Source organism: Nitrosospira sp. Nsp11, assembly GCF_900142705.1.
Taxonomy (GTDB): Bacteria; Pseudomonadota; Gammaproteobacteria; order Burkholderiales; family Nitrosomonadaceae; genus Nitrosospira.
The window spans coordinates 1-1,312 of record NZ_FRBV01000034.1; the positions used below are offsets into that span (position 1 = coordinate 1).

Genomic DNA, 1,312 nt, shown 5'->3' on the forward strand with positions numbered 1-1,312 from the left:
GTTCAGCATTTCCTGGGATTGGCGGGCATGCCACGCCGTATTCCCGACTACGCGCTCCAATTCGCCGATTTCAACATGATTTCCAGCATAGGCGCATTTGGTTTCGGCTTTAGCCAGTTGCTGTTCCTATACGTAGTGCTGAAGTGCATTCGTGGGGGTGCAAAAGCGCCAGCAAAACCTTGGGAAGGTGCAACCTCCCTGGAGTGGACATTACCGTCTCCCGCGCCATACCATAGTTTTGTAACGCCACCGGTCATCAAGTAAGACGCCGGTCATCAAGTAAGAACAAGGAGCAGAATGTGACGCAAAACGCAGAAAGAAGGCGCGGGGCAATCAGAACAGCGCTGTTTCTGCTAGCGATCGTCGTAGCTATTTTTGTAACGGTTATCGTAAAAAACTGGACATGAACGTAATTCAAGCAAATACCGTAATAATGAAGAAGCTGCTGATTTTTTCAGTGGTCATGTTCGTTTTCGGCTTCGCGTTAGTTCCGTTTTACGAGAAGATTTGCGACGTGACGGGACTCAACAATCTTTTGCAGGCAGATACGCTTACAGAGAACTCGCAAGTAGATACCGCCCGTTGGGTAACGGTCGAACTGGATGCCAATACACGTGGACTGCCCTGGCAGTTCAAATCTCTACAATCCAGTCTACGTGTACATCCTGGCGAATTGGTGGAGGTAATGTACGAAGTTACGAATAAATCCAATCGGGAAATCAGCGGTCAGGCGATACCCAGCTACAGTCCGATGCTGCTGGCCAAACATCTGAAGAAACTTGAATGCTTCTGTTTCAGCAAACAGGTAATGAAGCCAAATGAGACGCGGCAGATGCCGGTTCAATTCATGATTGAACCTGGACTTCCAACCGATGTGAATACCGTTACTATTTCGTACACCTTTTTTGAAATTGGAATTGACCAGGCTGCAGATACGGAAAGCGAAGCAAATAAAGGTTGAAGGACGACAGCACAAAACCCAAAAAGGCGACTTTTTTGCAGGTTGCAAAGGCGGTATCCTGGGCTTTCTTCGGAGTTCGCAAGAAAAGCGATCTCGAGATGGACGCGAGTTCGTTGACTCCGGCGCAGGTGGTAATCGGGGGAATTATTGGTGCTGCGGTGTTTGTGCTAGCCTTGGTGTTGCTAGTTAAGTTTGTGACATAGAAAATTAATCAATTACAAGCAGGAGAAAGAGCATGAGCCAGGAAGGAAGCAGTTATTACGTTCCAGCGCCATCGACCTGGCCTATGACCGGGTCGATAGCATTGTTTTTCATGGGGTTTGGCGCGGCGTTCTCGGTCAACAAGATGCC

At 48.5% G+C, this 1,312-nt stretch carries 2 protein-coding genes and 1 pseudogene; all 3 read left to right on the forward strand.

What is annotated here, in order from left to right; translation table 11 throughout:
• Nucleotides 1-264 (forward strand): annotated as a pseudogene (locus tag BUA28_RS15275) (cytochrome c oxidase subunit I); the annotation flags it as partial.
• A gap of 139 nt (nucleotides 265-403) precedes the next feature.
• Complete coding sequence (locus BUA28_RS15280; RefSeq protein WP_072769001.1) at nucleotides 404-961, forward strand: cytochrome c oxidase assembly protein; 558 nt, start codon at nucleotides 404-406, stop codon at nucleotides 959-961.
• A 35-nt stretch (nucleotides 962-996) separates the two neighbouring features.
• Nucleotides 997-1,164, forward strand: a complete 168-nt coding sequence (locus BUA28_RS15285; protein WP_256598351.1) for a DUF2970 domain-containing protein — start codon at nucleotides 997-999, stop codon at nucleotides 1,162-1,164.
• Nucleotides 1,165-1,312: the final 148 nt, after the last annotated feature.